Below are 25370 nucleotides of genomic sequence, written 5' to 3' on the forward strand. Positions count from 1 at the left end.
GGCAAGGAAGGCACTTTCATGGCGAAGCGGGCGTTGATCACGGGTATCACCGGGCAGGACGGGTCGTACCTGGCCGAGCACCTCCTGGCCGAGGGCTACCAGGTGTGGGGCCTGGTCCGCGGCCAGGCGAATCCGCGCAAGTCGCGGATCAGCAGGCTGGTCTCCGATCTCCACTTCGTGGAGGGGGACCTGATGGACCAGGTCAGTCTCGTGTCCGCGGTGGACATCGTGCAGCCGGACGAGGTGTACAACCTGGCGGCCATCTCGTTCGTGCCGATGTCGTGGCAGCAGCCCGAACTCACCACCGAGGTGAACGGCATGGGCGTGCTGCGGGTGCTCGAAGCGGTCCGGATGGTGTGCGGGCTGGACAAGTCCCGCCCCACGGGCGGCGGCGGGATCCGGTTCTACCAGGCGTCGTCGTCGGAGATGTACGGCAAGGTCGCCGAGACCCCGCAGAACGAGCAGACCATCTTCCACCCCCGCAGCCCCTACGGGGTCGCGAAGACCTACGGGCACTTCATCACCAAGAACTACCGCGAATCCTTCGGCATGTTCGGCGTTTCGGGCATCCTGTTCAACCACGAGTCGCCGCGCCGCGGCGCCGAGTTCGTCACCCGCAAGATCACCATCGCCGTGGCGGAGATCAAACTGGGCCTGCGCGAAAAGCTCTACCTCGGCAACCTCGACGCGGTGCGCGACTGGGGCTTCGCCGGCGACTACGTCCGCGCGATGCACCTGATGCTGCAGCAGGACACGGCGACCGACTACGTGGTGGGCACCGGCCGGATGCACTCGGTCCGCGACGCCGTGGAAATCGCCTTCGACACGGTGGACCTGAACTGGCGCGACCACGTTGTCGTCGACCCGGCCCTGGTGCGGCCCGCGGAGGTCGAGACCCTCTGCGCCGACCCGGAAAAGGCCCGTGCCGAGCTCGGCTGGAAGCAGTCGGTCGACTTCGAGGAGCTCATGCGCATGATGGTCGAGGCCGACCTGCGGAAGGCGTCGAACGAGCACAAGTACAGCGAGCTGATGCTCGCCGGGAGCTGGTGACGGCCGTGGCGCCCATCCTGTTCGCGTCGATCGCCGACGCCGGCATGATCAACCCGCTGCTCGTCATCGCCGGCGAGCTCGCCCGCCGTGGCGTGCCGGACCTGTACTTCGCGTCCACTGAGGACCGCCGGGCCGACGTCGAGGCGATTTCCGCCGACAACCCCGTCCGGTTCGTGTCGTTCGGGGAGCGGCTCGAGCGCCCGCCGGGCGAGTGGGACCCGGACCTCTACGCCGCGGCGACGCGGCCCGCGAAACCCGGCAGCCGCACCGCGCGGCCGCAGAACGTGATCGCCTACCTGAGCGGCGTCACCGACGCGAGCATCATGGTGACGATGTACCAGCGGGCGCTGGCCGTCGTCGACGAGGTGCAGCCGGCGCTGATGGTCATCGACTCCTCGAGCGTCTACCCCACGGACGCGGCGATCGCCCGGGGCATCCCGTACGTCTACAGCGTGCCGATCTCGGTGAGCGAGATCTTCGCCGAGCGCCTGCCGCTGAGCTACCCGAGCCCGAACACCGGATTGCCGCGCGAGCTTTCCGGGCGCCAGAAGCTGGCGAACCTCTGGTTCCGGCTGCGGCTGCTGCACGGCATGCTGACGAAGGTGCCGGCGGTGCAGTTCACCAAGGCCCGCAAGGAAGCCGGCATCCTGAACGCCACCGCGGGCCAGTCCGGCTACGCCGACCGCGCCCAGGCCATCCTGGGCTACTCGGTGTTCGGCATGGAGTACCCGTTCGACGCGGCGCCGTCGCACCTGCGCATGGTGGGCCCGGTCGTGCCGCCGCTGCCCGAAGCGGTGGAGCCGGACCCGGCCCTGTCGGCCTGGCTGGACGAGCACGAGTCGGTGGTGTACCTGGCGTTCGGCACCCACATGCGGCTGACGGCCCGGCAGGTGTCGGCGATCGCCGAGGCGGTGCGGCGGATCGGGCCCGAGCACCACGTGCTGTGGAAGCTGCCGAAGGCCCAGCGCGTCCACCTGCCGGCGGACCTGCCGCCGAACGTGCGCCTGGAGCACTGGGTGCCGTCGCAGTTCGACGTGCTGGCCCACCCGCACGTGCGCGCCTACTACCACCACGGCGGCGGCAACAGCGCGTACGAAGGCATCTACTTCGGCAAGCCGGGGCTGGTGCAGCCGTTCTGGATGGACTGCCACGACCACGCGGCCCGGGTCCTCGACAGCGGGTGCGGGCTGGTGCTCTCGTACGAGGAGACGATCTCCGCGGACGCCATCGTCGCCAAGCTGCGCCGGGTGCTGGAGGAGAAGGAATTCACCGCGCACGCCGAAGAGTGGGCGGACCGCTTCCGCTCGGCGGGCGGCGCCGGCGCCGCTGCCGACACCGTGCTGGCCGCGCTCTGAAGGGAAACGGAATGTCCGTCAAGTATCCGGTCTCGCAGCCGTACCTGAACGGCGACGAGCTGGCGAACGTCACCGACGCCGTCACGAGCGGCTGGATCTCTTCGCAGGGCCCGTACGTGGAGCGCTTCGAGTCGGCGTTCGCGTCGTACAACGGAGTTTCGCACGGGGTGGCGTGTTCGTCCGGCACCACGGCGCTGACGCTGGCCCTGCGGGCGCTGGGCATCGGCCCGGGCGACGAGGTGATCGTCCCGGAGTTCACCATGATCGCGTCGGCGTGGGCGGTGACGTACACGGGCGCGACGCCGGTGTTCGTCGACTGCGGCGACGACCTCAACGTCGACGTGTCGCTGATCGAAGCGAAGATCACCCCGCGGACCAAGGCGATCATGCCGGTGCACGTCTACGGCCGCCGCTGTGACATGGACACGATCATGGAGCTGGCGTACGAGTACAACTTGCGCGTGGTGGAGGATTCCGCCGAGGCGCACGGGGTGCGGCCGGTGGGGGACATCGCGTGCTTTTCGCTGTTCGCCAACAAGATCATCGCTTCGGGTGAGGGCGGCATCTGCCTGACGTCGGACGCGCGGCTGGCTTCGCAGATGAAGCACCTGCGGGGAATGGCGTTCAACCGGGACCACACGTTCCTGCACAAGAAGCTCGGGTACAACTTCCGCATGACGAACCTGCAGGCCGCGGTGGCCACGGCGCAGGTGGCCCAGCTGGACGAGATCCTGGAGCTGCGGGCGGCGATCGAGGCTCGTTACGACGCCGGGTTGCGGGACGTCGCCGGTGTCACGCTCATGCCTCGGCGGGATGTGCTGTGGATGTACGACCTCCGGTGTGAGCGCCGGGACGAGCTGAAGGACTTCCTCGCGTCGGAGGGGATCGAGACGCGGGTGTTCTTCAAGCCGATGAGCCGGCAGCCGATGTACCTCGATCCGGTGTGGACCTCCCTGAAGGCGAACCGCTTCGCCGAGGAGGGGTTGTACCTGCCGACGTACACGTCGTTGACCGAGGCCGATCAGGAGTACATCACTTCGCGGGTGCGGAAGTTCTACGGGTAAGCGCCTTCACCGCTTGAACACGGGGCAGGCCCGTAGCCGGACGGCTACGGGCCTGCACCCCTATCCCTGTCGTACCTTGCTGCTCAGGTAGGTCAGCACCGCCAGCACCCGCCGGTTGTCGTCCTCGTGCTGGGCCAGGTCCAGCTTCGTGAAGATGCTCGCCGTGTGCTTGCCCACCGCGGCCTCGCTGATCGTCATCCGCTGGGCGATCGCCGCGTTCGAGCGGCCCTCGGCCATCAGCTCCAGCACCTGGCGCTCCCGGGGCGTCAACGCGTCCAGCGGGTCGCGGCGGGAACGGCTCGCCAGGAGCTTCGTGATGACCTCGGGATCCATCGCCGTGCCTCCCGCCGCCACCATGCGGAGCGCGTCGACGAACTGGTCCGCGTTCAGCACCCGGTCCTTCAGCAGGTAACCGATCGCGCCCGCGCCGTCCGCCAGCAGCTCCCGCGCGTACGTCTGCTCCACGTGCTGGGACAGCACCAGCACCGGCAAGCCCGGTCGCCGCCGGCGGGCCTCCAGTGCCGCGCGGATGCCCTCGTCGCTGAACTTCGGCGGCAGCCGGACGTCCACCACCGCGATGTCCGGTGCGTGGTCCTCGACGGCCTTCAGCAGCTCCGTCGCGTTGCCGACCGCGGCCACGACGGTGAACCCGTGTGCTTCGAGCAGCCTCGTCATGCCGTCTCGAAGCAGGTAGAGATCCTCCGCGAGGACAACGCGCACGAACCGCTCCTGGGGTTCCGGGCCGGGCGGGGCCGGGCTGGGTGTCCCAACCGTACCGCCGGCGCAGCCGCCCGGTTACCCCGAGTCAGTCCAGCGCGCGCTTCAGGAACCCGGCGATCCCGAACGCGCCGGCGATCACCGTGGCCACCACCATGACCAGCAGCGAAATCCACAGCGGGATCGACGGCACCTGGTCCGGCATCACCAGCCGCCGCAACGCCTCCGACACGTACGTGAGCGGGTTCGCCGCGCAGATCACCTGGAACCACCGCAAACCGGACAGGCTGAGCCACGGGAACTGCCCGGACCCGGTGAAGATCAGCGGGACCAGCAGGATGGTGAACACCAGGTTGATGTGCCGGGGCGGCACGATCGTGCCCAGCACCATGCCGACGGCCGCGCCGGCCAGTGAACCCAGGGCGACGACCCCCGCCACGGCCGGCAATACCGCCGGGTCCCAGCTGACGCCGTCGAGGATGAGCAGGCCGATCGGGATCATCACCAGGCCGGCGATGATCCCGCGGATCGCGCCGAACAGCATCTTCTCCACCGCCACCAAGCGGATCGACAGCGGCGCGAGCAGCCGGTCCTCGATCTCCCGGGTCACCGAGAAGTCCAGCACCAGCGGGAGCGCGGTGTTCTGCAGCGCCCCGGTGAACGCGTTCATCGCCACCATGCCGGGCAGCAGGATCTGGGCGTACCCCGCGCCCGCGTAGCCGATCTGCGACAGCACCTTGCCGAAGATGAACAACAGGAACAGCGGCTGGATGAGCATCTGCGCCAGGAACGGCAGCAGCTCGCGCCCGGTGACGAAGAAGTCGCGGCCGAGCACGGCGAAGAACGCGCGGGCCTGGCCGGGCTGGGCGACGGTGGCGGCGGTCATCGGAGGTCCCGTCCGGTGATGGAGATGAACACGTCTTCGAGGGTGGGCTTGCCGAACGAGATGCCCGTGACCTCGCACCGCTCCCGGCCCAGCACGGCCAGGACACCCGGCAGCAGCGACGCCGGCTCGGCTTCGGTGTAGAGGCGGAACTGGACGGCGTTCTCGTCGGCGGCGGCCCGGCCGGCGGCGGCGAGCCGCTCCACCCGGACGACGGACGGCACCTGTTCCAGTTCCTTGGCGACGGCTTCGGCGGGCGAATCGGCCAGGCCCACGCCCACGGTGAGGGTCGTGCTGCCGGGCAGCGACCGCGTCAGCGCGTCGGTGGTGTCGAGGGCGAGCAGCTTGCCGCGGTCGACGATGCCGACCCGGTCGCACAGCTTGGCCGCCTCTTCCATGTCGTGGGTGGTGACGACGACCGTGACGCCTTCGGCCGTCAGTTCGGCGACGCGCTCGTGCACGAACAACCGCGACTGCGGGTCCAGCCCGGTCGCGGGTTCGTCGAGGAACATCACCTTCGGCTTGTGCATCAGCGCGCGGGCGATCATCACGCGCTGGGCCTGGCCGCCGGACATCTCGTCGACCCGGGCCTTCGCCCGCGGGCCGAGGCCCATCCACTCGATCAGCTCGTCGGCCCGGCGGTGCCGCTGCGCCCGGCCCATGCCGTGGTAGGCGGCGTGGAACAGCAGGTTCTGCCGCACGGTCAGCGACTGGTCGAGGTTGTTGCGCTGCGGCACGACGGCCAGCGCCTGCCGGGCCGCCGTCGCGTGCTTGACGACGTCGATGCCGGCCACCTCGGCCCGGCCGGACGTCGGCAGCGCGCGGGTGGTCAGCATGCTGACCGTCGTCGTCTTGCCCGCGCCGTTGGGGCCCAGCAGGCCGAACACCTCGCCGGTGGCGATGGTGAAACCGAGGCCGTCGACCGCAGGCCGTTCTGCTTTCGGGTACCTCTTCACGAGGTCCCGTACCACCACAGCGTCCTGCACGCCGGTCCTCCAGGAGATCAATGTGGACGAAGAAGAGGTGAGGAAGGGCCGTGGTGCTGGGGGACAACCTCGGCCCTTCCCCACAGGCGGCTGGTTCTGCGAACCAGCGGGTCAGGAGGTGTGCTTGAGGTGCCGCTCGAGCTCGTCGGCGGCGCGGACCGCGCCACCGGAGGCGCGCACCTTCGCACCCATCTCCGCGACGGCGGACCGCACGCGCTCGTCGCCCGCCGTCGTCTGGACGGCGTCGCGCAGCAGCTCCGGCGTGGGTTCCCGGCCGGCCAGGTTCGTCCCGAGGCCGAGTTCGGCGACCCGGTTGGCCACGGCGGCCTGCTCGACGCTCTGCGGCAGGGCCACCATCGGCGTGTCGAAGTACAGCGCCTCCATCGTCCCGCCCATGCCCGAGTGGGTGATGAAGGCCGAAGCGTGGTCCAGCACCGCCAGCTGCGGCACCTGGGCGTGCGCCTCGACGTTCGGCGGCAGCTCGCCGAGCTCCGCCGGGTCGAGCGCGCCGATCGAGAGCACGACGTGCCACTGCTCGCCGGTGAACGCCGCCACGACGGCCCGGAAGAAGTCCGGCCGGTCGTTGAACGCCGTGCCGAGCGAAACCAGCAGCACGGGCTTCCCGTCCGAGGGCGGCTGCCAGCCGCCCTGGAACTTCCGGTCGCCGAGGCACGGGCCGACGAACGCGAAGTGGTCGTCGAAAGTCTCGCCCTGGTACTGGAATTCCTTGGCCACGAACGCGAGCGCGAATTCCTCGCGGCCGATGGCGAAGTCCGACGGCGAGATCGCCGGGACGCCGTGGGCCGCGGTCAGCTCGGCGATCTTCTCGCGGAAGGCGACGCGGGCGGGGTGCTCCTCGCTGAAACCGTTTTCCTCGCCGAGGAACTTCGCCAGCGACCAGTGGTCGTTGTAGGCGAAGGACGGGAACAGCTCCACCGCGGGCACGCCCCACTTCGCGGCGAGCACCCGCCCGGTCGCGTACACGGTCCGGTCGTAGAGGATCAGGTCCGGCACGTCCTCGGCGAAAGCCGCCTCGAACACCGGGATGGTCGCCGTGCTTTCCATGACCAGCACCAGCGGCAGCCAGGCGGCGAAGTCGGCGGGCGGGTCCTCGGTGCGCGGCTTCGGCGTCAGGGACGACTCGTACCGCAGCACCCGCGCCCCGGTCGGCGCCACGAGGTCCGCGAACTGGTCCGTCGTGGCGAAGGTGACGCGGTGCCCGCGGCGGACCAGCTCGGCGGCCACGTCCAGCGTCGGCATCACGTGGCCGTACGCGGGGATGGTCAGCAGCGCGATGTGTGCCATGGGAAAGCTCCTCGGATTGGTGGACGGCCGGGGGCCCTCAGGCACGCAGGTCGTGCTTGCGGGTGTAGTAGGCCATGAAGCCGATGAGCCCGCCGAGGACCACGATCCACTGCACGGTCGTCACCAGGTTGATGTCGTCGAGCGGCAGCGTGTAGGCGAGCACGACGCGGACGACCGCGTCCACGATCATGCCGACGCCGAAGACCACCGTCAGCAGGCGCAGGCCGCGGCGCATCTGCGGCTCGGTGTCCCAGCGGCGCTCCCACACCTCGGCGCCGGCGCCGCCGCGCTTGGTGCGCGCGATGCTGACCCCGGCGTGCAGGAAGAACGGCTTTTCGAAGAACAGCGTGATCAGCATCCAGACGCCGAACATGGCGGTGAGCCAGCCGTCCTTGGCGAAGAAGAACCGCGCGTCGCCCGAAATCAGCGAGACCGCGGTGCCGATGACCATCATCGTCACCATGAAGAGGCCGAGCCCGTCGATCTTGCGGTACCGGGCGAAGACGTACACGGTGCGGACCACCGGGACGATGCCACCGATGATCGCGGCGGTCAACAGCGGGACACCGTTCTGGCGCAGGATGTAGTAGACGGCGAGCGGGACGATCAGGTCGAAGGCCGCGGAAGCGAACAGCGCCAGCCGCGGGTTCCGCGGTTCCCCGTGGGACGGCGCGGCGGCCTGGGTGCGTTGAATGCCGGCTTCGTTCATTGCTGCTCCTGGTGGTTCGCGAGTTCGTTCTCTTTCGCCAACGCCATTCGCTTGTGTCGTGGCGCTGCTCCGGGCACAACGGTAGTGTCGCGATCCCGGTCGGCGTGAGCCTGTTAGGCCGAACATAGGGGTATGGGTAGCTATACCCCTAGGAGTGGGCTTGGCCGATTGTGCGGCCCCTCGGGGCGCCCTCAGACTGGAGCGACCTCGAGTGCGAGCGGGCCGATCCGGCCCCCTGGAGACGATGGGGGACGCGATGAGCCGACCGGGAACACTCTCCCGCGGAGAGTATGATCTGCCGATGTCGACGATTCCACGGCGAAGCGCCTCGGCCGTCCGGCGGGGTGTCGCCGGAATGGCGCGGCTGGTCGTTTTTGTGCTGCTCGCGGTGGTGCAGGTGTGCGTTCTCACGCTGCCCGCGCTGTTCTGGCTCCCGGAATACGTCGCCGCCGCGGGGCTCACCGTGCTGGTGGCCATTCCGGCGTGCCGGCTGCTGCCCGTGCTTTCCCGCAAATCCGCGCCGGTGCTCTACGGCCGCGCCATCGAATCGCCGTACCTGCCGTTGCCGGCGCTGGAACGCACCGAGAACGGCTGGTACTGGAACGGCTACGACTTCCACAAGTTCCGCTGGGTCTCGCTGGCCCAGCGCCGCGGCCGCTGGTTCTTCACCGACCCCGCCACCTGGCGGGACCTGGGCTGGCTGGTGGTCAACCCGCTGACCGGCGGCCTGCTGGCGGCCGCGCCGGTCGCCCTGGCCGGGTTCGGGGCGTTCCTGCTGGTCGCCCCGCTGACCGCGCCGCACCTCGCGGCCGGGGCGTGGTACTTCCCGCTGCCGGTGGACACCCCGGCCGGGATCGCCGCGACGGTCGTCGCGGGACTGGCGCTGCTGGTGCTGGGGCTGGTGGCCGCGCCCGGCGCGGTCGGCCTGCACGAAGCCTGGACGCGGTGGCTGCTGGCGCCCGACGAGCGGGCCCTGCTGGCGCGGCGCGTGGAGCGGCTGTTCGCCACGCGGGCGGCGGCGATCGACGCGCAGGCCGCCGAGCTGCGGCGGATCGAGCGCGACCTGCACGACGGCGCCCAGGCGCGGCTGATCGCGATCGGCATCTCGCTCGGCACCGCGGAGATGCTGCTGGACACCGACCCCGACGAGGTCCGGCGGCAGCTGGCCGGCGCGCGGGAACTGTCGGCCGCGGCGCTGCGGGAGCTGCGCGGGCTGGTGCACGGCATCCAGCCGCCGATGCTCGCCGACCGCGGCCTCGGCGCCGCGCTCGAAGACCTCGCGATGGACGCCCCGGTGCCCACCGACGTCGAGGTCGGGCTGATCGGCCGCCCCGACGCGGCCCTGGAGTCGGCCGTCTACTTCTCCGTCGCCGAGCTGCTGGCCAACGCGGCCAAGCACGCGGCGGCCAAGCGCGTGCGGGTGAGCGTCGCCCACCGGCCGGGCGCGCTGCAGGTCGTCGTCGCCGACGACGGCAAGGGCGGCGCCGACTTCCGGCGCGGGACCGGGCTGGCCGGCGTCCAGCGCCGGATCGCGGCCTTCGACGGCGTCGTGGAATGCGTCAGCCCGCCGGGCGGCCCGACCGAAATCACCATCGTCATCCCGTGTGCGCTGCCGCCGGAAAGCAGTGCCGGATAACCAGGGGGATCAGCATGCGTCGCGCGATTGTGGTGTGCCTGTTCGCCGTGGTCACTTCTCTTTCGGTGGCCGGGTGCGATCACCTGATCGATTTGGGTTGTGCGGAACGGTCCTGTCATTTCAACCTCGTCAGCGGCGGAAAAGTGGACCTCGGCGGGCAGGAATTGGCGGTGCAGAAGGTGGACAACAATTCCGTCACCTTCCTGTCCAACGGCATCAGTGTTTCGCTCTTCCAAGGCGTCGATCTCGATTTCCTGGGGTACCACCTGCACCTCGGGGAGATCCGCGGCGGCGAGGCCAGCTTGGACGTCACGCGGAATTAGCCGCACGTTCACCGTGACCCCGGTTGACCGCCGAACGTGCTGGTCAAGACAGGGGTTACGGTCCGTGCAACAGTCACCTAGGTTGGTCGTCGATTGGACCAACTAGCGGCGGGGGCGACCCTTTCGCGGGTTTCTGGGGTGACTATGCGTAATGATCTTCTACGGGCGCGGCCGCGCGCGGCGGCGGTCGTCCTGGCCGGCGTGCTCCTGGCGTCCGGTTTCGCGGCGACCGGCGCCGCGGCCGACCCGGCCGCGAAGTTCTCGCCCAGGGTGAAGAGCCTCGTCGGCGAGCTGACCCTCGACGAGAAGCTTTCCCTGGTGCACGGCGGAAACGACCCGAACAGCGTCGGCGAAGCCGGGTACGTGCCCGGCGTACCACGGCTCGGGATCCCGGCGCTGCGGCTGGCGGACGGCTCCGCCGGGGTGCGGGTGGACAAACCGTCGGTCGTCATGCCCGCGCCGGTGGCGCTCGCGGCCAGCTTCGACGAATCGCTCGCCACCCGCTACGGCGCCGGTGTCGGCCGCGAAGCCCGCGCGCTGGGCACCGACGTCCTGCTCTCCCCGATGGTCAACACCATCCGGATCCCCTACGGCGGCCGCAACTTCGAGACCTTCAGCGAGGATCCGCTGCTGACGTCGCGGATGGCCGGGGCCGAGGTGCGGGGCATCGCCGGCCAGGGCACCATCCCGGTCGTCAAGCACCTCGCCGGCAACAACCAGGAGAACGACCGGCAGACCGTCAACGTCGTGATGGACGACCAGACGCTGCACGAGGTCGAGCTGCCCGGGTTCGAGGCGGCGGTCAAAGCCGGGGCCGGCGCGGTGATGTGCTCGTACAACAACCTCAACGGGCCGTCCGCCTGCGCGAACTCCGACCTGCTGACCGGGGTCCTGCGCGAGCAGCTGGCGTTCCAGGGCTGGGTGATGTCGGACTGGCGGATGTCGCTGACCCCGGACAGCCTGCCCAAGGGCCTCGACCAGGAGATGCCGGACGGGACGTACTTCGGCGACCGGCTCAAGGCGGCGATCACCGCGGGCACCATCCCGCAGTCCGCTTTGGACACCGCCGTCGGGCGCATCCTCGGCCAGCTGGACCGCTTCCACCTCCTGGACAACCCGGCTCGGCCGTCCCGCGACCTCGCCGGGCTGACGGCCACCGCGCAGGACGTCGCCCAGGCGGGCGCGGTGCTGCTGCGCAACGAAAAGTCGGCGCTGCCGCTGAGCACCGCGCGTTCCGGCAAGGTCGCGGTGATCGGCTACAACGCGAAGACACCGAAGCTGAACGGCGGTGGCAGCTCCCACGTGCTCCCGTCGGCCGTGCCGGCCGCGCCGCTGGACCTGATCAAGCAGCGCGCGGGCAGCACGACGACGTACACCCCGGGCTACGACCCGGCGGGTGAGGTCGTGCCGGCCGGCGCGCTGTCCCCGGCGTTCACCCAGGGCGGCGGGCTGCCCGCCGGCGCGGAGGGCGTGTTCTACAACGGCACGATCACCGCGCCGAGCGAAGGCGACTACAGCATCCAGCTGCAGTCGACCGGCGGTGGCGGGTTCCTCCAGGTGGACGGAACGGCGAGCGGCCTGTTCGGCGACTCCATCGCGGGCGGCTACACCGGGATCACCGTGCACCTGACGGCGGGACCGCACACGTTGCTGCTGTACGGGTTCGCGGACTTCGTCAACCCGCTGAAGGTCGACCTGCACTGGATCACCCCGGCCGCGGCGCAGGCGAAGATCGCTCAGGCGGTGACGGCGGCGAAGGCGGCCACCACCCCGGTCGTCTTCGCCTACGACGACAGTTCCGAAGGCCTCGACCGGCCGGACCTCGCGCTGCCCGGTTACCAGGACGAGCTGATCGACGCCGTCGCCGCGGCGAACCCGCGCACGGTCGTGGTGCTGAACACCGGGTCCGCGGTGAAGATGCCGTGGCTGGCCAAGACGGCCGCGGTGCTGGAGATGTGGTACCCGGGCCAGAAGGGCGCCGAAGCGACGACGGCGTTGCTGTACGGCGACGTCAACCCGCAGGGCAAGCTGACCCAGACGTTCCCGGTGGACGAAGCGCACACGCTCGTCAGCGGCGGCGCGGGGCTCTACCCGGGTCAGGACGGCCAGGTGAGCTACACCGAGGGCGTCGACATCGGCTACCGCTGGTACGCCGGTCACAAGACGGCCCCGCTGTTCCCGTTCGGCTTCGGCCTTTCGTACACGACGTTCGCCTACAGCGGCCTGACGGCGGCGAACGCGCCGGACGGCGGCCTCGACGTCAAGGTGACGGTGCGCAACACGGGCACCCGCACGGGCACGGAGGTGGCCCAGGTGTTCGTCGGCCCGAGCCCGGAGGTGACGGCACCCCAGCCGTCGACGGCACTGGGGGGCTACGCGAAGGTGACCCTGACCGCGGGTGCGTACCGCACACTGACGATCCACATCGATCCGCGTCAGCTGTCCTACTGGGATTCGGCGGCGAAGGCGTGGAAGCGCGGAGCGGGCACACGCGCGATCCGAGCCGGCTCGTCGTCGGCCTCGACGTCCCCGAGCACGCGGGTCGCGGTGCGCTGAGAGGCATCACGCGTGTCTGAAGGGGCATCACGTGTGTCTGGAGGGGCATCACCTGTGATTGGCGGGGCATCGAACGTGATGCCCCGCCAATCACGCGTGATGCCCCGCCAATCACGTGTGATGCCCCGCCAATCACGTGTGATGCCCCGCTGATCACGTGTGTGTCCCCGGACGAACGAACGGCCGGCGCCCTGGTGGGGCGCCGGCCGTTTTTGTTTGCTCGTCAGCCGTTTGTCACCGGTAGGTGGCGAAGGCCGCGGATGATCGCCGAGCGGCGGCGGTGGGCCGGGCCCGTCTGGTGCAGGCCGGGGAGGCGGGTGGCCAGGACGCGGAACGCCACGTCCGCCTCCAGGCGGGCCAGGGGTGCGCCCAGGCAGTAGTGCGAGCCGCCCGAAAAGGACAGGTTGTCCGGGGTGGTCGGGCGGGTGATGTCGAAGCGGTCCGGGTCCGCCCACACCGCCGGGTCGCGGTTGCAGCCCGCCGTCAGGATCACCACCGCCGTGTCCGCGGGGATGACCGTGCCGTCGAGGTCGACGTCCACTGTGGACACGCGGCTGGACTGCTGGACCGGCGCCTCGAACCGCAGCGACTCCTGGGCGGCCTGCGGCGCCAGGTCCGGGTCCGCCACCAGCTTCTCCCACTGGTCGCGCCGCTCGAGCATCGTCTTCACGCCGACGCCGATGAGGTTCACCGTCGACTCCGCACCCGCCAGCGTGAGCAGCTGGCACAGCGACACGAGCTCGTGCGTCGACAGCCGGTCCTCGGCGCGGGCGGTGAGCAGCTTGCTGACCGCGTCGTCGCCGGGGTGGGCCAGGCGCAGCTCCATCAGCTCGGTGAACAGCGCGTCCAGCTCGTCCAGCGACCGCTGCACGCCCGCGATGTGCTCCACCGAGGTGATCTCGTCGAAGATCGTGCCGAACTTCGGCCCGTGCTCCAGGTACCGGCCGAGGAACGGCTCGGGGATGTCGAAGATGGCCGCGACCACGGTGACCGGGATGAGGTCGGCGAACGACGTCATCAGGTCGAACTCCCGGCTCGTGTCGACCCGGTCGAGCAGCTCGTGGCAGATCGCGGTGAGCCGGTCGCGGAAGCCGGCGATCGCCTTGGGGCCGAGGAACGGCGTGGCGAGCTTCCGCAGCCGCGCGTGGTCGGCGCCGTCGGCCCCGAGCATCGAGTTGTCGAACGTCGTGATCACCGGGCTGATCGGGGTGCCGTCGGACTTGAGCACGCCGAACCGGCGGTCCCGCAGCACCTTCGTGGCCGTCGCGTGGTCGACCGTCGTCCACGCCCCGAGTTCGCTGCGGTGCAGCGGGCCCTTCGCGCGGATCCGTTCGTACAACGGATAAGGATCCTCCGGGCCGCGCAGCAGCAGGGCGAGGGGATCGCCGAGTTCGCCGAGGGTCCACAGCACCCGCATCTGCGTGGTCATGTCCCCGGCCGTCTGGACCGACATGGCTTTCCTCCTACGGCTTTCCGGCGGTGATCAGCCCGGCCACGCCCCGCACGGTCGGCGCTTCGAACACCTGGGAGATCCGCAGCTTGACACCGAGGTCGCGGCTGATCCGCGAGCACAGCTGGGCGGCGGACAGCGAGTTGCCGCCTTGCCGGAAGAACGAGACGTCGGCGGCGATCGACGGCACGCCGATGATCTCGCGCAGGATCCGCGCCACCGCGGCTTCGGTTTCCGACAGCGGCGCGGCCTCCACCGGCGCGGCCGCGGTACGCAGGCGCGCGGCCAGTTCGGTCAGCGCGTGGCGGTCCAGTTTCCGGTCCTCCAGCACGGGCAGCCGTTCCAGCCGCTGCACGACGGCGGGCACCAGGTACCCGGGCAGCCGCTCGGCCAGCCGGGCCCGCAGCTCGTCCTCGCCCGGCGCGGAGCCGGACCCGGCGTAGAACAGGCAGAGGTCCTCGTACGCGCCGTCGGCGCCGGTCACCGGCACCACCGCGCAAGCGCCGACACCCGGGACGCGGCCGGCGTTCCGCTCGACGTCGTCGAGTTCGATGCGGTGGCCGCGGATCTTGACCTGGCGGTCGGCGCGGCCTTCGAAGTGCAGCAGGCCGTCGCCGGTCCAGCGCCCGAGGTCGCCGGTGCGGTAGACGCGTTCCGGCCCGGACGGCAGGGCGATCTCGGTGAACTTCCGCGCGGTCAGCTCGTCGTCCTCGAAGTAGCCCAGCGCCAGACCCCGGCCGCCCAGGCAGATCTCGCCGCTTTCGCCGACTTCGCACAGCCGGTCGCCGTCGAGGATGTATGCCTGGGTGTTGGGCAGCGGGACGCCGAGCGGCACCTCGGGGCGGTCCCCGGGCCGCACGCGGTGGCAGGTGGCCGCGACGCTCGACTCGACCGGGCCGTACATGTTGTACAGCGGGATGTCCGGGTACGCCTCGAGGAACCGGGCGGCGTGCCGGGCCGAGAGCCGCTCGCCGCCGGTGCCCACCGCGCGCAGGCCGGCGAAGGCGTCGAGGTCGTTGTCGACCATGCTGTGGAACACCGCGGTGGGCGGGAAGATCGTGGTCACGCCGTGGATCGCGATGAGGTCACGCAGTTTCGTCGCCAGCTCGAGGGTGTCTTCGAGCAGCACGAGGGTGCCGCCGTTGAACAGCACGCCCCACGAGTCGAGGCCGAAGGCGTCCCACGTGGCCGCGAGCGCCTGCGGCATCACCGCGCCGGAGTCCAGCGGCGTGAACAGCCAGTCGTCGAACAGCCGCACGTTGCCGCGGTGCGCGGTGACCACGCCCTTCGGCGTGCCGGTGGTCCCGGAGGTGAAGAACACCGCGCAGGCGTCGTCCGCGCCGACGTCGATCGCGGCCGGCCGGGCGCCGGGGACCGGCCGCTCCGGCGGCGACCACAGCGACGCCCACGAGGCGCCGCGCTCGGCGACGACGAGCGGGCCGTCGAGGTGTTCGATCAGCTCGGCGAGCCGGCCGGCCGGCCACCGCAGGTCGAGCGCGGCGTAGGCGGCGCCGCACTTGAGCACCGCCAGCAGCGTCGCGAACAGCTCGGGGGAGCGGGGCAGCAGCACCGGCACGATCGAGCCGCGCCCGACGCCGCGGGCCTGCAGCTGGGCCGCGTAGGCGTCGGCGGTCTCCGCGAGCTCCCGGTAGGTGGTGTCCCGGCCGCGGTGGTGCAGCGCGGTGCGGTCCGGCCAGCGCTCGGCGCACCACTCGAACAGGCCGTGCATGGTCTCGGCCCGCTCGAACGGCACCGGCGCCGGGTTGAAGGACGTCGTCATCGGGTGCTCCCGCGTTCGGTGATCAGCTCCGCCAGCGCGGCCGGCGTCGGGTGGGAGAAGGCGGCGGACAGCTTCAGCCGGACCCCGGTCTGCTTCTGGATCCGCTGGACGAGCTGGGCGGCCAGCAGCGAATGGCCGCCACTGGCGAAGAAGTTCGTGTCCTCGGTGACGTCGGTCCGCTTGAGCAGCTGCCCGAACATCGCCACGACGGCGCCGGTCGTCGCGTCCGGCGCGGTTTCGGCGGGGGTCTCCGGCGCCGGGGCGGCTCCGGTGACCAGCTCGGCGACCGCCTCCCGGTCCACCGCGTGCGTGGTCGTCTCGGGCAGCGCGTCGACCCGCAGGTACCACGCCGGACGGGCCACGGGAGGCAAGACCGTCTCGGCGTGCCGGGCCAGTTCGGCGGCGAGCTGCGGTTTGTCGGGCGCCTGCACGACGGCGACCAGTTCCGCCGCGCCGGGCCGCACGGTCACCGCGGCCGCGACGACGTCGGTGTGCGCGGTCAGGGCGTCCTCCACGGTGGCCAGGTCGACGCGGGTGCCGCCGAACGTCAGCTGGCGGTCCAGGGGGCCGTGGACGTGCAGGGTCCCGTCGGTGCGCCAGTGCGCGAGGACGCCGGTGGCAGAGCCGCCCAGCTTCAGTTCGCCCCGCACGCCGAGCGGCAGCCGCCGCCCGTCCGGGGCGACGACCTCGGCGCCGAGGCCCGCGACCGGCACGCCGTCGGCGAGCACCCAGCGGCCGCCGAAGGGGAACACGGTGTGGACGTCGGCCTCGAGGGCGCGCAGGGTGCGGACGAGCGGGCCGGGCGCCGGTTCGGCGCCGATCAGCGTGGTGCGCCCGCGGGCGGCTTCGCCGAGGTGCTCGGCCACCCGGGCCCAGACGGCCGGGGTGGCGTGCACGACACCGACGTCGTGCCGGGTGAGCAGCCCGGCGAGCAGGTGGCCGTCCGTGCGGGCCGCGTCCGGTGCCACGACCAGCGGCGCGCCGGTGGTCAGGGCCAAGAGCAGTTCCGGGACAGCGGCGGAGAGCCACAGCACCGGGCGGCCGGCCACCAGCCCCGCGACCGGCCGGACGGAGTCGGCGAGCTCCCGGTGGGTCACGCCGGGCTGCGCGGGGCCGTCCGGGGACACCGCCGAAGCGTCCGGGTCGACGGTCACCGTGACGGCGTAGGAGATTTCCTCGGCGCCCAGCACCGATTTCGCGTCTGTGACGTCCGTGGTGACGGTGGCGCCGGCCAGCCAGCTGCCGAGGATCGCGGCCGCGAGGTCCGGGCCGCGCGGGACGGCCACGGCGACGACGTCACCCGGCCCGGTCCCGGCGTCGGCCAGCAGGGTCGTGACCGCCGAAGCGGCGCGCCACAGATCCCGGTAGGACGTGACGCCTTCGTCGGTGACGACGGCGGGTGCGCCGGGGTTTTCCGTGACGTGCCGGGCGATCGCGGTGAGGACGGTGTCCGTCCCGGCGGGCCGGCCGGGGGTGCCGAGGACGGCGTGGTCGGTGGCGCCCCAGCCGTCCAGTTCGCGCAGCGGCCGGTCCGGCGCGCTCGCCGCCGCGACGAGCAGGGCGTCGTAGCGTTCCAGCAGCAGCTCGACTTCGCCGCGGTCGAGCACCTCGGCGCCGTAGACCGCCTTGACGCGGCTCTCCTCCGCCGAGGGCAGGATGACGAACTCGAGGTCGAACTTGCTGTGCCCGGGGTCGATTTCGACGACTTCGGCGGAGGCGCCGCCGATGCTCGTCGCCGCCCGGCCGCCGAAGGGCAGGTAGTTGAACACGTGCCGGAACAGGGTGGTGCGCCACGACGAACCGGCGCGCGCGACCTCCGGCAGCAGGACGTCCATCGGCACGTCGGCGTGCGCGATCGCCTCGAAGAACAGGTCTCGCACCCGGCGGCTGAACCCGCGGAACGTCTCGGCCGGGTCGATCCGCACGCGCAGCGGGACGATGTTGACGTGGTAGCCGATGGCGCGCTGGGCCTGCTGGCTGCGGACGTTCACCGGGAAGCCGACGGCGAGGTCGGGGCCGGCGCCGTGGGCGTGCAGCAGCAGGTAGTAGGCGGCCAGCAGCACGACGACGTCGGGAGCCTTGAGTTCCTTCTGCAGTGCGGTGACGACGTCCTTGGCCTCGGCCGAGAAGGGACGGACGAGCTGCTCGCCGCGCAGGGTCGGCTGGGCGCTCTCCTGCCCGCCGCACCACAGGCCGGGCCCGCCCGCGTCGAAGTTCCGCAGGTGCTCGCGCCAGAAGGCGAGGCTCTCCGGCTTCGGCTCGGACTCCGGCCAGAGCGGGACGGGCGCGCCGGCGTCCGGGAGGTCCCCGGCCCGCACCGCGTCGTAGGCGGCGGCGAGTTCCTCGAGGAAGATCGACATCGAGGTGCCGTCGAAGATGAGGTGGTGCACGGCCACGCCGACCGAGTCGTGTTCCGGGCCGTGGAACAGGCCGACGCGCAGCAGCGGCGTGCCGTCCAGCACGAACGGCCGGGTGATCAGCTCCCGCAGCCCGGCCTCGACGTCGGCGCAGTCCTCGCCCTCCAGCCGGACCGGGACGGCCGCGAGCACCGACTTGGTGAGCCGGGTGTCGTCGGCGTGGAAGACGGTCCGCAGCGTGTCGTACCGGCGCACCAGCTGCGCGACGGCCTCCTGCAGGACGGCCCGGTCCAGCCGGCCCGCCACCCGCAGCGCGACGCCCGGGACGTTGTTGACACCTTCGCCGGGCACCAGCCGTTCGAGCAGCCAGAGGCCTTCTTCCTTGCGGGTCGCCGGAATCCGCGGCGGGTGCTCAGCGGTCGGCATGGCCGGTCCCTTCGGGGAGGTCTTCGACGGTGACAAAAGCGTGCGGGATCGACTCGGCGGGCAGCCGCGCGGCGAGGTACGCGCGCAGCTCGGCGACGAACGTGCTCGTCTTCGCCGCGCGCGAGGGGGCGTTCGCGTAGGCGGTGAAGGGCCGTCCGGGAGTGGCGGGCGAGGAGGGCACGGTCACCGGTTCGGCGTCGCGGGTGTAGACGACGTCGACCAGGCCGGGGCCCTCGGCCGACCAGGTCACCGCGGCCTGGTAACCCCGGCGGCGGCCGATCTCGTGGAGGTCCTCCGGGTCCGGGGCGGTCACCGCGGCGGGGGCGGTGCCGGTGTCGAGCTTCGCCAACGCGGCCAGTTCCCGGGCGACCCGGCCGTTCGGCACGCCGGTGATCCGCGCGGACGGCGGCCGGACGTCGCTCAGCAGCGTCTGCAGCGCGGCCGGGTGCCAGGCCAGCGTGTGCGCGGGTTCGACGGTCTCCGCGGGTTCCTTGCGCAGCACGGCGTCGTAGCGGTGCCGGCTCAGCTCGTTGTGGTGGCGGGCGCGCTTCAGCCGGACGTCCGCCGCCGCGATCCCGGGCAGCGTCGCGGCCAGTGCGGGGAAGAAGTCCGGGTCGACGAGCAGTTCCTTCTCTTCGAGGACGCTGTTCTCGACGAGTTCCCGTGCCGTTTCGGGGGCCGCGGCCACCTCGCCGGCCAGCACGGCGGTGCGGAAAGCCCGCAACAGCCGCAGGTTGCGGACGTCGCCGACGAACACCGCGCCACCGGGCACGATCAGCGCGGCGGCCTGGCGCAGCACATCCGCGAGGTAGCCGATGTCCGGGAAGTACTGGACGACGGAGTTGATCACCACCGTGTCGAAGTGGTCTTCCGGCAGCGCGGAGAAGTCGTCGGCCTCGCGGTGGTGCAGTGTCACGTGGGTCAGCGCGGGGTCGGCGGCGACCTGGCCGGTGAGCGTCTCGATCACGGTGGCGGAGAAGTCCGTCGCGACGTACTCCTCGCACGACGGCGCGAGCTGGGCCATCAGCAGGCCGGTGCCGACGCCGATCTCGAGCACCCGCCGGGGCCGCAGCGACCGGATCCGCTCGACGGTCGCGTCCCGCCACTCCCGCATCTGCGCGAGCTCGATCGGCAGCCCGGTGTAGGTGCTGTGCCAGCCCACGAAGTTCTCGCCGAGCCCACCGGACTCGGGGAGCTCGCCGTAGACCCATTCGTAGATCAGCTGCCACTCGTCGACGCGCTTGCGGTCGTCGCCGTCTTCGGCGACCGGGTCCCGGGGCACCACCCGGGCGACGAGCCGCCCGGTCCCGGGTTCGCGGGTGACGCTGGCCCGCGCGACGCCGGGGTGCCCGGCGAGCGCGGCTTCGGCTTGGCTTTCCGTGCCGGTGCCCAGACCGGTCGGTGACGTCGGCATCAGCTCTCCTGCTGTCTTGCGGGCGAACGGGCGGTCAGGGGAGCAGGCCGCGGACGGCCTGCGCGACCTCCGGCTGGCTGAGCAGGCCGGAGTGGTCGATGTCGAACCGGACTTCGCGGGCGCCGATCTCGAGGGCGCCGGGCAGTTCGGCGGAGCGGATCACGTCGACGCCGTCGAGGTCGCCGGCGACGGTGAGCTGGGAAGCGGCCACCAGGTAGGTCATGTAGCTGCTGAACCACTCGACGAGCTCGTCGGCGCGGTCGGCTTCCAGGCCGACCCGCTCGAACGCGGTGCTGCCGACCTCGCGGTAGAGGCGCACGAACTCCTTCGTGAGCGTCTCCAGGTCGTCGTGGGTGCGCTGGGCGGCCTCGCCGGCGGCGTGCGCGTCCCGCACCTCGTCCTCGGTGAGGACGGCCGCGAGGGCGTCCACCACGCGGAAGAAGCCGTAGTGCAGCACGGTGAACCCGGTGGCGGCGGTCGGGTCGAACAGGACCACCCGCGGCTTCGCCTGCCAGGTCGCGACGCGCTCGGCGATGGCGAGGGCGAACACGCTGGACGCGCAGTAGCCGAACACCGCCTTGACGTCGGCGCCGCTCGCGCGCAGCTCCGAAGTCCACCGGTCGAGGTAGTCCTCGCCGGTCATGCCGGTCTCGTCGCCGACGGCGGGCGGCAGGCTCTCCCAGATGCCGTACGGCGTCTCGAGGTGCTTCGCGAGCTCGGCGAACCCCGCTTCCGGCCGCCCGGTGACCGTGAAATCAACCGTGATGATTATTTCCTTGTCGTCCGAATTCTCGTCGATCGGGTGCCATGAATGGAGTTCGGCCACGATTGCCCGCCCTTGTTGATTGGCAGAATAAAGATTTCCGCAGTCTGAAGCTAGCAGCGGCCGATCGGACCGGTAACCCCTAGCGCGCCCCTAAGAAAGCGGCCGTTGAGCAGCGGTTCCGGGGGGTTAGGGGTTGGAGTGGTGATCGGCGCCGCCGTAGTGTTCGGCGACGAAGACGGTGCGTGGGATGCCCATTTCCGGTGCCGTTCGAAACCGGGGATGTCCGAGCGGAATGAGGGCGATCGATGGGTGCGGTGACCGTTCTGCCGGACGACGCCCGGTACGCCGATCTCGTGCGCGGGGTCAACCAGCGCTGGGTCGGCAAGCCCGACTACGTCTGCGTGCCGACGTCCACCGACGAGGTGGTGGCCGCGGTCGGCGCCGCGGTGCGCGAGGGCAGGCGGATCGCCGTCCGCAGCGGCGGGCACTGCGTCGAGGCGATGGTCGGCGCGCCGGACGTCCAGGTCGTCATCGACCTGTCCGAAATGCACCGGATCGCTTTCGACGCCGAGCGCGACGCCTTCGTCGTGGAGCCGGGCGCGACCGTGGGCCAGGCCTACCGGACGCTCTACAAGCGCTGGGGCGTCACCATCCCGGCCGGGTCCTGCCCGAGCGTCGGGCTGGGCGGGCACATCGCGGGCGGCGGGTACGGCCCGCTGTCGCGGAAGTTCGGCTACGTCTCCGACCACCTGTACGCGGTCGAGGTGGTCGTGGTCGACGCGCACGGCACCGCCCGCGCGGTGGTCGCGACCCGCGACGCGGGCGACGAAAACCACGACCTGTGGTGGGCGCACACCGGCGGTGGCGGCGGCAGCTTCGGCGTCGTGACGCGCTATTGGCTGCGGATCCCCGGCGCGACCGGCGCACCGGAGGCCCTCCTGCCGTCCCCGCCCGCCCGGCTGCTGGTGCAGCAGGACGTCTGGGTGTGGGACATGCTCGACGAAACCGCGTTCACCCGGCTCCTGCGCAACCACGGCGAGTGGTACGAGCGCAACAGCGACCCCGGCTCCGCGTACGAGGACCTCTACAGCGGCCTGTGGTGCGGAACGCGCGCGTCCCAGTTCGTCGCCATGTCGACTCAGATCGACAGCGCCGCCCCGAACGCGGCCGCCCTGCTGGACGACTACGTCGCCGCGATCCGCCGGGACCTCGGCGTCGCCCCGGCGCTGAGCAGCCGCCAAGAACTGCCGTGGCTGCACGCGACGTCGTGGGGCGGCATCGCCGACAGCGGCGACCACACGCTGAGCTTCAAGATCAAGGCGGCCGACCTGCGCAAGCGCTGCACCGACGAGCAGGCCGCGAAGCTTTATCGGCACCTGCTCCGCGAGGACTACGGCAACCACCGCGCCGGCGTGATGTTCGTCGGCTGCGGCGGGCGGATGAACGCCCTTTCGCCGTCCGAGACCGCGATCGCGCAGCGGGACAGCATCCTCAAGCTCGTCTACTCCACGCACTGGGACGCCTCCGAACAGGCCGAGCCGCACCTGGCGTGGCTGCGGGAGTTCTACGCCGACGTCTACGCCGGAACCGGCGGCGTGCCGGTGCCGGACGAGCGGACGAACGGGTCCTACGTGAACAACCCGGACTTCGACGTGCAGGACGAGCGGTGGAACGGCTCCGGGCTGGCCTGGCACGAGCTCTACCACCAGCACAACTACCCGCGGCTGCAGGCGGTCAAGGCGCGCTGGGACCCGGGCGACGTGTTCCGGAACCCGTTCTCCGTGCGCCTGCCTTGAGCCGGCCGCCCCACCCGGGAGGTAACGAGTGGCCACCCCGACCCTGACCACCGAGCACGAGCACACCGGCAGTGGTCACGACGTCGTGCCGCTGATCGTCTCCGCGGACAGCAAAGCGGGGCTGCGGTCGAAGGCCCACCGCCTCGCGCGGTACCTCGCCGACCACCCGGACACGCCGTTCGAGTCGTTCGCGCGCTCGGTCGCCGCCGAGGACACCGGCCGGGCCCACCGGGTCGTGCTCCTGGCCGGCGGCCGCACCGACGGCCTGCGCGGGCTGGAAACCCTGGCCGCCGGGCAGCACCCGCCCGAGGTGGTGCGCGGCAGCGCCCGGCGCGCCGAGCGGGTCGTGTTCGTCTTCCCCGGCCAGGGTTCGCAGTGGCCGGGCATGGCACTGGACCTGCTGGACTGGTCGCCGGTGTTCGCCGCGGAACTCGCCCGCTGCGACGCCGCGCTCGCGCCCTTCGCCGGCTGGTCCATCATGGACGTCCTTCGTGGACACACCGGCGCCCCGACGCTGGACGACGGGGCCGACGTCGTGCAGCCGGTGCTGTTCGCGGTGATGGTGGCGCTGGCCGCGCTGTGGCGCGCGCACGGCGTCGAACCGGCCGCCGTCGTCGGGCACAGCCTCGGCGAGGTGGCCGCCGCCTGCGCCACCGGCGCCCTCTCGCACGGCGACGGCATGCGCGTGGCCGCGTTGTGGAGCAGCGCCCAGGCGACGCTGTCCGGTCGCGGCGACATGATCTCGGTGCCGCTGCCGGTGGCCGAGGTGCGGGCCCGGCTGGCCGGCCGCGACGGGCTGGACGTCGGCGCGGTGAACGCGCCGACGTGGGTGATCGTCTCGGGCGATTCGGCTGCTGTGGCGGAACTCTTGGCCGACCTGACCGCCGAGGGCGTGCGGGCCCGGCGCATCCCGGTCGGGCTGGCCGCCCACTCGCGCCACATCGACGACATCCGCGACCGGCTGCTCGCCGACCTCGCCCCGCTGAGCCCGGTGTCCACCGTGATCCCGTTCCACTCGACGGTGACCGAAGGCCCGCTGGACACCGCCACGCTCGACGCCGGCTACTGGTTCCGCAACCTGCGCAACCCCGTCCGCTTCGACGAGGCCACCCGCGGGCTCGTCGAGCAGGGCTACGGCGTCTTCGCCGAGATCAGCCCGCACCCGGTGCTGACGGTCGCGGTGCAGGACACGGTCGACGCGCTCGACGGCCGGGCCGCGGTGCTCGGCACGATCCGCCGCCGGGAAGACGGCCCACGCTCCTTCCTCGGCTCGCTCGCCGCGGCCTACGTCTCCGGCGCGAGCGTGGACTGGACCGCGGCCTTCCCCGGCGGTGCGGCGGAACCCCTCTCGCTGCCCGGCGCGGGCACGGACGCCACGGTCGCCGCCGCCGGCCTGCTCGCCGCCGGCCACCCCCTGCTCGGCGCGGCGCTCGAGCTCGCCGAGGACGGCGGCTGGCTGTTCACCGGCCGTCTCTCGGCCGCGCAGCACCCGTGGCTGGCCGGGCACACCGTGCTCGGCCGGACCGTGCTGCCGTCGTCGGTGCTCGTCGAGCTCGTCGTGCACGCGGCCACCGAACTCGGCTGTGCCCGGATCGAAGAACTCACCCAGCACCTGCCGGTCGTCTTTGCCGAGGAAGCGCTGTGCCTGCAGGTGCGGATCGGCCCGGTCGACGACGCCGGCGCGCGCCGGATCGGGGTGTTCGCCCGGCCGGACTCGGTCGGCGCCGCCCAGGGCGGGCCGTGGACGCGGCACGCGACCGGGACCATGGCCGAGACCGCGGGTTCGGCGGGGGGCGAGCCGGTGCCCGCCGAGTGGCCGCCGCCCGGTGCGCGTCCCGAAGACGTCACGACCGTCCGCGACCGCCTCCGCGGGTACGGGATCGAACTCGGGCCGGCGTTCGGCGGGCTCACCGCGGCCTGGTCCCGCGACGGCGAGCTGTTCGCCGAGATCGCCCTGCCGCCGGAGGCCGGCAGCGGGGCCGGTTACGGACTCCACCCCGCACTGCTGGACCCGGCCCTGCAAGCGGTCGCGCTGTTCCCCGCCGCGGCGGAGGCCGACGGCTGGCTCGCGTCCTCGTGGAGCGGGCTGACCCTGCACGCGGCCGGCGCGACGGCGCTGCGGATCCGGCTGCGCGCCACCGGCGCGGACTCGGTGGCCGTGACCGCGGCCGACGGGGTGGGCCGTCCGGTCTTCTCGGCGGAGAACGTCGTCCTCGGCGCGTTGCCGCAGGAGTACGTCCGCGCTCCGCACACCGGGCCGGCCACCCGGACCGAGCCGGACGGCGGGTTCGCCGCAAAGGTGGCCGCGTTGCCCGCGCCCGCCCGCGCCGAACTGCTGCTGGACCTGGTCCTCGACCACACCGCGCAGGCCCTCGGCCTGGCCGGCGCGGCCGGGATCGGCGGCGACGACGCGTTCACCGGGCTCGGCTTCGAGTCGCTGACCGCGGTGGAGCTGCGCAACCGGCTCGCCGAGGCGACCGGGCTGAAGCTGCGTACCACCCTGGCCTTCGACTACCCGACCCCGGCCGCGCTGGCCGGGCACCTGCTGGAAGCGCTGAGCCCCGCGGATTCCGACGTGCTCGCGGACCTCGACCGGCTGGAGGCGGCCCTGTCCGGCGAGCCGGGCGGCCCGCTGCACGGCCGGGTCAAGGTCCGGCTGCGGGACCTGCTGTTCCGGCTGGACGGCGCGGTGGAGGTGCGCGGCCCCGAACCCGGGGACGCCCCGCTCGACGCCGCGTCGGACGACGAAATCTTCGCACTGCTCGATCGGGAGCTCGACCTGTCCTGAGACGGGTCC

18 protein-coding genes are annotated in these 25370 nt (G+C 71.9%); 8 read left to right on the forward strand and 10 right to left on the reverse strand.

Translation table 11 applies throughout. From position 1 onward, the window contains the following. The first annotated feature begins 18 nt into the window (after positions 1 to 18). The 3 genes from Q5425_RS23970 to Q5425_RS23980 are packed head-to-tail and all read left to right on the forward strand — an operon-like array spanning position 19 to position 3469. Positions 19 to 1050, forward strand: a complete 1032-nt coding sequence (locus tag Q5425_RS23970; protein WP_308674534.1) for a GDP-mannose 4,6-dehydratase — start codon at positions 19 to 21, stop codon at positions 1048 to 1050. Between the two features lie 5 nt (positions 1051 to 1055). Further along, complete coding sequence (locus Q5425_RS23975) at positions 1056 to 2405, forward strand: glycosyltransferase (protein ID WP_308674535.1); 1350 nt, start codon at positions 1056 to 1058, stop codon at positions 2403 to 2405. 11 nt (positions 2406 to 2416) lie between these two features. Further along, positions 2417 to 3469 carry a DegT/DnrJ/EryC1/StrS family aminotransferase gene (locus tag Q5425_RS23980; protein ID WP_308674536.1) on the forward strand — a complete coding sequence of 351 codons (1053 nt, stop codon included), beginning with the start codon at positions 2417 to 2419 and terminating at the stop codon, positions 3467 to 3469. Between the two features lie 60 nt (positions 3470 to 3529). On the opposite strand, the gene Q5425_RS23985 is transcribed toward Q5425_RS23980, so the two are convergent. From Q5425_RS23985 to Q5425_RS24005, 5 genes are all read right to left on the reverse strand, one after another. Continuing rightward, positions 3530 to 4189 carry a response regulator transcription factor gene (locus Q5425_RS23985; protein ID WP_308674537.1) on the reverse strand — a complete coding sequence of 220 codons (660 nt, stop codon included), beginning with the start codon at positions 4187 to 4189 and terminating at the stop codon, positions 3530 to 3532. A gap of 85 nt (positions 4190 to 4274) precedes the next feature. Further along, a complete protein-coding gene (locus tag Q5425_RS23990; protein WP_308674538.1) occupies positions 4275 to 5072 on the reverse strand; it encodes an ABC transporter permease in 798 nt (265 codons plus the stop codon). After that, the gene (locus Q5425_RS23995; protein ID WP_308674539.1) at positions 5069 to 6055 is read right to left on the reverse strand and encodes an ABC transporter ATP-binding protein; all 987 of its coding nucleotides are present in this window, start codon (positions 6053 to 6055) and stop codon (positions 5069 to 5071) included. Before Q5425_RS23995 ends, Q5425_RS23990 begins: the two co-directional genes overlap by 4 nt. A 111-nt stretch (positions 6056 to 6166) precedes the next feature. Continuing rightward, positions 6167 to 7360, reverse strand: coding sequence for a macrolide family glycosyltransferase (locus Q5425_RS24000; RefSeq protein WP_308674540.1), 1194 nt, complete (start codon positions 7358 to 7360; stop codon positions 6167 to 6169). A 37-nt stretch (positions 7361 to 7397) separates the two neighbouring features. Next, positions 7398 to 8069, reverse strand: coding sequence for a VC0807 family protein (locus Q5425_RS24005; protein WP_308674541.1), 672 nt, complete (start codon positions 8067 to 8069; stop codon positions 7398 to 7400). Positions 8070 to 8370: 301 nt separating this feature from the next. Here Q5425_RS24005 and Q5425_RS24010 point away from each other — a divergent pair, with 301 nt between their 5' ends. From Q5425_RS24010 to Q5425_RS24020, 3 genes are all read left to right on the forward strand, one after another. Beyond that, positions 8371 to 9705: a histidine kinase gene (locus Q5425_RS24010; protein ID WP_308674542.1), complete on the forward strand. Its 1335-nt coding sequence runs from the start codon at positions 8371 to 8373 to the stop codon at positions 9703 to 9705. Between the two features lie 14 nt (positions 9706 to 9719). After that, positions 9720 to 10028, forward strand: a complete 309-nt coding sequence (locus tag Q5425_RS24015; RefSeq protein ID WP_308674543.1) for a hypothetical protein — start codon at positions 9720 to 9722, stop codon at positions 10026 to 10028. 144 nt (positions 10029 to 10172) lie between these two features. Next, complete coding sequence (locus Q5425_RS24020; protein ID WP_308674544.1) at positions 10173 to 12584, forward strand: glycoside hydrolase family 3 C-terminal domain-containing protein; 2412 nt, start codon at positions 10173 to 10175, stop codon at positions 12582 to 12584. A gap of 223 nt (positions 12585 to 12807) precedes the next feature. On the opposite strand, the gene Q5425_RS24025 is transcribed toward Q5425_RS24020, so the two are convergent. Genes Q5425_RS24025 through Q5425_RS24045 form a run of 5 tightly spaced genes read right to left on the reverse strand, consistent with a single transcriptional unit; the run spans position 12808 to position 20837 of the window. Further along, positions 12808 to 14037 (reverse strand): cytochrome P450, encoded by a 1230-nt coding sequence (locus Q5425_RS24025; RefSeq protein ID WP_308674545.1) that lies wholly within the window; start codon positions 14035 to 14037, stop codon positions 12808 to 12810. Between the two features lie 10 nt (positions 14038 to 14047). Then, positions 14048 to 15814: a non-ribosomal peptide synthetase gene (locus Q5425_RS24030; RefSeq protein WP_308674546.1), complete on the reverse strand. Its 1767-nt coding sequence runs from the start codon at positions 15812 to 15814 to the stop codon at positions 14048 to 14050. Next, positions 15811 to 18597: a condensation domain-containing protein gene (locus Q5425_RS24035; protein WP_308674547.1), complete on the reverse strand. Its 2787-nt coding sequence runs from the start codon at positions 18595 to 18597 to the stop codon at positions 15811 to 15813. Before Q5425_RS24035 ends, Q5425_RS24030 begins: the two co-directional genes overlap by 4 nt. Next, the gene (locus Q5425_RS24040; RefSeq protein ID WP_308674548.1) at positions 18584 to 20011 is read right to left on the reverse strand and encodes a methyltransferase; all 1428 of its coding nucleotides are present in this window, start codon (positions 20009 to 20011) and stop codon (positions 18584 to 18586) included. Before Q5425_RS24040 ends, Q5425_RS24035 begins: the two co-directional genes overlap by 14 nt. A 34-nt stretch (positions 20012 to 20045) precedes the next feature. Beyond that, positions 20046 to 20837, reverse strand: coding sequence for a hypothetical protein (locus tag Q5425_RS24045; RefSeq protein ID WP_308674549.1), 792 nt, complete (start codon positions 20835 to 20837; stop codon positions 20046 to 20048). Between the two features lie 245 nt (positions 20838 to 21082). On the opposite strand from Q5425_RS24045, the gene Q5425_RS24050 reads away from it, so the two are divergent. Together Q5425_RS24050 and Q5425_RS24055 are read left to right on the forward strand one after the other, a co-directional pair. Beyond that, positions 21083 to 22573, forward strand: a complete 1491-nt coding sequence (locus Q5425_RS24050) for an FAD-binding protein (RefSeq protein WP_308674550.1) — start codon at positions 21083 to 21085, stop codon at positions 22571 to 22573. Between the two features lie 28 nt (positions 22574 to 22601). After that, on the forward strand, positions 22602 to 25361 hold the full coding sequence (locus Q5425_RS24055) for an acyltransferase domain-containing protein (RefSeq protein ID WP_308674551.1): 2760 nt from the start codon (positions 22602 to 22604) through the stop codon (positions 25359 to 25361). Positions 25362 to 25370 lie beyond the last annotated feature (9 nt).

The organism is Amycolatopsis sp. A133 (assembly GCF_031082405.1).
GTDB lineage: Bacteria > Actinomycetota > Actinomycetes > Mycobacteriales > Pseudonocardiaceae > Amycolatopsis.